Origin of the sequence: Sphingobium bisphenolivorans (assembly GCF_000412635.1) — a bacterium.
GTDB lineage: Bacteria > Pseudomonadota > Alphaproteobacteria > Sphingomonadales > Sphingomonadaceae > Sphingobium > Sphingobium bisphenolivorans.
On sequence record NZ_ASTG01000013.1, the window covers coordinates 143,013 to 150,137 of the forward strand.

General features: G+C 65.4%; 3 protein-coding genes and 1 pseudogene. All 4 read right to left on the bottom strand.

The features are described 5' to 3' along the window. Positions 1-163: 163 nt before the first annotated feature. The gene (locus L858_RS0111395; protein ID WP_238564957.1) at positions 164-2,305 is read right to left on the bottom strand and encodes a type I secretion system permease/ATPase; all 2,142 of its coding nucleotides are present in this window, start codon (positions 2,303-2,305) and stop codon (positions 164-166) included. 71 nt (positions 2,306-2,376) lie between these two features. Further along, positions 2,377-3,771 (bottom strand): TolC family protein, encoded by a 1,395-nt coding sequence (locus L858_RS0111400; protein ID WP_022683281.1) that lies wholly within the window; start codon positions 3,769-3,771, stop codon positions 2,377-2,379. 13 nt (positions 3,772-3,784) lie between these two features. Continuing rightward, the gene (locus L858_RS0111405; protein ID WP_193742865.1) at positions 3,785-4,495 is read right to left on the bottom strand and encodes an OmpA family protein; all 711 of its coding nucleotides are present in this window, start codon (positions 4,493-4,495) and stop codon (positions 3,785-3,787) included. A gap of 51 nt (positions 4,496-4,546) precedes the next feature. Beyond that, a pseudogene (locus L858_RS21990) lies at positions 4,547-7,125 on the bottom strand (Ig-like domain-containing protein); the annotation flags it as partial.

The following is a 7,125-nucleotide window of genomic DNA, read 5'->3' on the forward strand; positions in this document are numbered from 1 at the left end:
GGTCTGACGATTTTGGGCTGTATGGCGGGACCGGAAACCTGATCCTTCCACAGCATTGCAGTCCCAGCTGTTGCCAAAACAATCCCTGCACCGAGCATCAAGGAACGCCCTGCTCCTGCGGAAGCAGGATCATACTCCAACAAGAACAAGGCTCTTGAGACAGTCATTGCCCCGCCCCCCGTTGCAACTGGCCAATGATCTCATCGCGCGGGCCATCGGCGAGCACGACCCCCTGATCGATCACGATCAGCCGGTCCACGATCCGCAGCAGCGCATGGCGGTGGGTCGATACGATCAGCGTCTGATCAGGGTCGAGCGCCTTTTCCAGATGATCGATGAACAGATGCTCGGTCTGGTTGTCCATCGCCCCGGTCGGCTCGTCCAGGAACAGCAGCTTGCATGGTTCGACCAGTGCGCGCGCCAACACCAGGAAGCTGCGCTGCCCGCCCGACAGGCGGCTGCCGCGTTCGCCGATATGCAGGTCGAAGCCCGCAGCATCCCGCCCGAAAAAGCGCGACGCACCCGAACGGTTCAGCGCCTCCAGCAGCCGCTGGTCATCCGCCTGCTGCGCACCCAGGAGCAGGTTCTCCCGCACCGATCCGCTGAACAACTCGGCGTCCTGTCCGACATAGCGGAATGCGGAACGCAGTTCGTGCGGATGATATTGGCGGCTGTCGATATCATCGATGGTCAGTGCGCCGCCTGCCGGTGGATAGAGGCCGCAGATCACTCGCCCGAGCGTCGATTTGCCCGAAGCGACGCGCCCGATCAGGCCGATCCGCTCGCCCGGTTCGATGCGGAGGCCGAGGCCCTTCAGGCTCGGCTGGCTCGCGCCCGGATAGGCGAACTCCAGATCTTTTGCGACGATCGCGCCCTTGCGAATCTTCGGGATGATGCCGCGCGCGCCGTCCAGCCGTTCGTCAGGCTGGTCGATCAGCGTCTGCAGACTATCGAGCGTGGTGATCGCCTGCCGCGCCCGCACGATCACGAACGCCAGCTGCCCGACCGGCGAGAGCGAGCGCCCCGCCAACATGACGATGGCGATGATCGCGCCCATCGAAATGTCGCCCGCCGCGAACATGTAGAAACCGCCGATCACCAGCGCGATGCTCGTCACCTGCTGGCACAGCGCCGCCAGCGTCACGCTGGTCGAACTCAGCCGACGCAGCTTTTCCTGCGTCGCGGCGCTCATCCGCGCATAGCGCCGCCAGCGGTCCAGCATCCGCCCTTCGGCCCGGCACGCCTTCAGCGTCTCGATGCCGCCGATCGCCTCCACCAGCGCGGAGCTTTGCAGGCTGGAGTCCGCCTGCGCGTCGCGCGACAGGCGCGCCATCGACCGTTGCAGGAAAAATCCTGCGCTCGCCATGATCCCCATCATGACGACCGGTACGATGGCGAGCCAGCCCCCGAGAAGCGCGATGATCCCGACGAAGAAGAAGAGGAACAGCACATCGATCGCCAGCACGACCGTCGTGGAGGTAAAGAACTCACGCACCGATTCGAACTCGGACACCCGGCGCGCCAGCGCGCCGGTGCTGCCCGCACGGCTGGAAAGCGGCACGTTCATCACCTTTTCGAACAGGCGCTGCGACAGACGCTCATCGATTTCGCGGCCTGCCTCGTCGACCAGCCTCGCCCGCGCAAGGCGGAGCGCGAAGTCTAGGCTAAAGGCGAGCAGCACGCCGACGCCCAGCACCCACAGGCTCGCCGCCGCCTTGTTCGGGATAATCCGATCATAGACGTTCATCGTGAACAGCGGCAGCGCGAAGGCGAGCAGGTTGATGATCGCGGCGGCCAGCATGACATAGCCGAACGATCCGCGCGCGCGCCAAACCTCGCGCCAGAACCAGTGCTGGCGCGCCCGCTCGTCCCATGGACGTTCCTCGGCCCGCTCACGGCCATGATCGGCCATGACCACCAGCGCCTCGCCAGTAAAATGGCCTTCAAGATCGCTGACAGGCGCCCAGACCGGCTCGCTCGCATGCGGCAACTGCACCAGCGCGTCGCCCTGCCGCAGCTCCAGCAGCAGCAGGACGCGCCCGCCCTTGAGCGGCAGGATGGCGGGCAGATTGCTCGCCCGCCATTTGTCCAGCCGCCCCCGGACATGGTCGGTCAACAGACCGATCTGGTCGAGCGCCGCCTCCGCCTGATGGAAGGGCAGCCGCCCGCTCTCATCGACGGCAAGGCCGGCGCGAAGGCCGACCACGCCCGCCGATCGGTCGAAATGCCGCGCCACATGGCCTATGGTGTCGACCAGTTCGTCGCCGTGCGACCCGTCAAGGCCCAGCCATTCGGCCAGACTCAATGTGCTTCGTTCCAACATTGTTTACCCCGCGCCATGCCGGCTTGCGCCGGCATGACCCCAATCATGGAAACTCAGCCCGGATAGCGCCGCCGCTGCAACTCGGCGGGCGGCAGGTCCGGGACATCATATTTTTTCCGCGCATACGGATTTGCGCCCGAAGGCTGTGCGATCCCCAGCGTGTCGAGCAGCTGGTTGGTCGCGGCCAGGATCTGATACTGCGCGAAAATTTCCGAGAAGCGGGCCGTCTCCGTCCGCACCTGCGTGTTGAAGCGGGTGTTCTGGCTGTCCAGCACGTCCAGCAGCGATCGCCGTCCGACATTGAACTGCTCGCGATAGGATACCAGCAGGCTGTCCGACACCGTACCCTGGCGCGACAGGTCGCTGACGCGCTTCTTTTCCGTGTCCCAGCGGTTCCAGGCAGTGCGGACATCCTCCTCCGCCTCGCGCTGGCGCTGGCTCAGGCGGAAGCGGGCTTCGCTCGCCCGGCGGGTCATCTCCTGAACCTTCGCCCGGTTGATGCCGCCATTGAACAGCTGCCAGCGCACGACCACCCGGCCCTGCACATCGTTGGTGCTGCCCTTGAAGCCGTCGACATCCTCACCGATGCGGCCGGTTCCCTGCAGCGACACCGTCGGCCCAAGCTCCGACTTCGCCTCGTCCACCACGGCGTGAGCGGCCTGGATATCGGCCTCGGCCTCGCGGATCAGGGGATTGTTGGTGCGCGCGGCGGCGATGGCTTCATCCAGCGTCGGCGGCACGGCGGCCGTCACCGGATCGGGCATGGTCACCTGGTCGATCGACAGGCCGGTCAGGGTGCGGAACTGGATCGCCGCATTGGTCATGTCCTGCTCGGCTTCGCTCTTGCGGACGAGCGCGGCCTGCAGCCGTTCCTCCGCCTGCTGCTGATCGGCGATGCTGATCGAACCCTTCGACACGCCCTCGCCCAGATCGCCGAGCAGCTTGCGATGGAAGGAGATATTATCCTCCGCCGCCGCCACGACCCGCTGCTGAAGCATATAGTCGAGATATTGCCGCGTCACGTTCAGCGCCACGAACTGGGAGCGTTCACCGACGCGCAGCGCGGCCCCGTCCGTCCGGGCCGCCTGCCGGCGCTTTTCAGCGCTGCGATAGCCGGAATCCCAGACCGTTTGCTCAGCGTTGATGCTGGCTTCCAGCGGCCAGAGCGTTTGGTCCTCGATCCCGATCGCCCGGCGGGTGGCGTTCTCCAGACGGCGCACGCCGGCCGACCCTTCCACGCTCACGCGCGGCAGATAGAGGCCCTTCGCCTGCTCGCGTTCGAACTCGATCGCCTCCTTGTTCTGGATCGCCTGGTTGATCTCCGGATGGCTGTCGATCGCCGCCGCGATGGCGCTCTTGAGGTCCGTCGTCTGGGCCCAGCCCGTGCTGACCATGGCGGCCGCGCAGAGGGCGATCAGGCTGCCGCAGGTCTTGCGCATGATTGTCATTGTCGCCTCCCCCTCAATTCGTACTGGCGGTGATTTCGACGCGGCGGTTCATCGGCTCTTTCACGCCGTCGGCCGTGTCGATCTTCAGCTGGGTTTCGCCCACGCCGGTGACGGTCATCGCCTCCGTGGGCACGCCGCCCTGACTCATGAGGGCCGCGACATTCTGCGCCCGGCGCAGCGACAGCCCATCATTATAGCGGTTGCTGCCCGACGTGTCGGTGTAGCCGGTGACGCCGAAGCGCTTCCAGCCGCACTGCGCCGCCGTCTGCGTCAGCTGGCTCACCGTCGATGCGCCCTCGGCCAGCGGCGTGTCCATGTTCCAGTCGAAGAAGATGGACACCGCCGGTGCCGTACAGTCCAGCGCGGGTGGGGCTGAAGCTGCCGACACCGGCGGCGGTGGCGGCGCCGAAAGGCGGGCCACAAAGTCGTCGCACTTGTTGATGCTGTCCGCATCCTTCGTGCCGGATTTCAGGAAAGCGATGGCGATGCTGCACTGGTTCTTGGCTTCAACGGCCCAGGTCCAGCGGCTGTCCTGCGCCGCGCGCACGCTGGCGTCGCCGACGGCTGCCACCGCCGTGTCATACCGGCTGCGCAGCGTGTCGTTCAGCTCCGACTTGCCCATTTGCAGCAAAGGCGATGCCGGCGCGGCCAAGGCCGTGCCCGACAGCATGCCGGCCAGCAGCCCGATGGCTGCGACCCCTCCCAACGCATATCGCATTTTCATTCTCCCCAAATTTCCCCGCGAGATAAGTCCAGTCGCTGCCCCCCAGCCCATTCACCCATGGGCTACGGCCATCGCCTCGTGCATCGCCATCGCCGCCTCGAACACGCCCACGCCGACGGCCGCCATGTGGCCGCTGTCCACGATCTCCGCCCCCATCGGCGCCAACAGCACCGGTGCCGCGACATGCTCACCGCCCGGCAGCGCCGCGAGCAGCGCATCGATGTTCGGCACGTCGTGCGCACCCAGCGCTTCCTTCACCACCTCTGCCGCATGCTCCGTGGCCACAGGCGACTGTGCCTGAGCCAGCGCGACCAGCGCGGCATTTCCATCAAAGGCCGGCAAGTCGATCGACTGCGCCAGCAATCCCTGATGATCGCCGAGGTCAGGCTGATCGGCCGGTGCGGCATCCGCCAAGTGCGGCGCGTCTGCCTGATCCGACAGGGTTGCATGATCTTGCGCGGCATCTTCGCGGCCATGGCCGCTCTGCTCGACAGGTTGCTGGACCCTATGGTCCGCCTGATCGTCCGCCGGAGCGAGCGAGGTCGAGCTGCTGTCGCCGGCCGCCGACTCCGCCGTGACGCTGCCGGTAGGTGCAGTATCGACAAGGATCGGCGCGCTGTCCGTCGTGGTCGGCACGCGCTGCGGCTCGCTCACCGCCTCGGCAGCACCGGCAACGGCCACCAGGCTGGCTGCAACCAGCGCCTGATTGAAGCCGCTCGTGGCCGTTTCCATCGTCTTGGCCGGATCGCTGCTGGCACTGGTGGCGAAGCCTGCGTCCGCCGCTGTGCCTTGGCTGCCGTCCGTGCGCGTGAACTGGGTCTCGCCATGGACCACGACCTGCCCGTTTGCAGCCGTGTAGCTCATGCCCGCGGACTTCAGGTTGATCGAAGCGATACCCAGGTCCACAAGCGACCGGAACTCGCCCGCTTGCGCGATGCCGTCGCTATTGGCATCCTGCCACACCCCGAACTTCGCGAAGTCGGCATCGGCGGCAGACAATATCCCGTCATGATTGCTGTCATAGCGGGCCGCCAGCCCCTCAAGGTCGGTGCTGCCATCGACGGAGAAGACGATCTCCGACCCGTCGTTGACCAGATGATCGCCATTCTTGTCGATCGCCAGGATGCCGTCATTGGGATCGACCCATGCGGTGGCAACGGCATGGCCGTCACCGGCATAGTCGAAGCGGACGCCTGCGGACTGACCGAGGAAGCGAACGCCATTGCCGTCCAGGTCGAGGACCACAGGGTTCGTCGGATCGTCAATGAAGACGTGGAGATTGGACGTTGTGGTCGTGTCTCCATCCGTATCCGTTGCCGAGATCGTGAAGTTCAAATTGAGATCGGGCGGCAGAACCGTCTTGGTGACGTCGACGGAGGTGAAGCGCACCCCCTGCCCGCCGTTCGTGACGCTTGTTCCACTCACCTCGATCCTGTTGAATTCGGACAAGGTCGGGTCGAGCGTCAATGTCCCGCTATTGGTGCTGATTATATAATCACGCCCTTCGACCACCGTGCCCTGCGCGGTGTCCTTGTAGAAGTTGACGTGAACGGTCATCGAACCCGACGACACATTCATGCTGTCCCACTTCAGCGCCAGCTTGCTGACATATTCGACGTTCGTCAGCGCCGCGCTATTGCCGGCCGTTCCAGGATTGTGGAACTCCATGGTGAAGCTTTCCTGGTACCCGACAAACTGGTTATCGACACCAAAGCCCTGCTGTCCGGAATTGACACCCGCGCCGCTGCCAGTGAATTCGATGCGATAGTCAGGCGTCTCCAGGAACGGCGTCGGGCCGCCCGGGGACAAGCCGATGAGCGATACCGTCGACGTGGTCGCAGCTTGCGGCGTCACCAGGTTGAACGCATAGCTGCCATTGCTGTTGACCTGCAGCGTGTAGACGGTGACCGGAGCCAGAGGCCCGGCGCCATCGGGGTCGGAGCTAGCCGTCAGCAGCGCACCCGACGCGTTCTGCGTCACGGCGTAGGTGACCCCGCTCGGCGGCGTACCCGTGATGCTGAAGCTGCCATGCCCGTCGGCGCCTGGCGTGTAAGCAAAGCTGCCGGTGGTCGTCCCCGCGACATTCAGCATGGTTGCGTCCTGGAAGGTGCCCAATGTCGGCACATCATCCGTTACGCTGACATTGACCTGCCCGTTGGCGGTGTCGCCGTCATTGTCGCTCGCCTGAACGATGGCATAGCCAAGGCTCTGCGTCTGCGCGGCGTTCGCCAGCGCATGCGGCAGATTATCGGACAGGGTCGCCGTCACCGTCACCGATCCGGTCGCCCCGGCCGCGATGCTCGCCGGAGCCGTCAAGATCAGCGTGATTGCGACCGCTCCGCCCGCCGTGCCCAGATGGCCGGTGATCTGCGTGGCGCTGTCGCGCACCCAGACAATATCCGTGCCCGCGCCGTCGAGGTTGCTCACCAGATGGCTGAGGTCGGTCGAGAAGCCGAAGCTGGAAAGCGCGTCAGAGCCCGCCGTAAAGGAAAGCGTAGGCAGGCTGTCGCTTTCCGTCGTGAGCCCAGGATTGCTCCCCGTCGCACCAGCCGTGCCGAGCGCCGCTTCCTCGACCAGCAGCGTGATCGGCGTCGCATCAGCGGCAGGCGTGCCGTCGAGAATGGAGATGG

Coding starts and splice junctions, on each gene's coding strand:
- L858_RS0111400 (WP_022683281.1), bottom strand. CDS start 3,771: ATGACAATCATGCGCAAGACCTGCGGCAGCCTGATCGCCCTCTGCGCG.
- L858_RS0111405 (WP_193742865.1), bottom strand. CDS start 4,495: ATGAAAATGCGATATGCGTTGGGAGGGGTCGCAGCCATCGGGCTGCTG.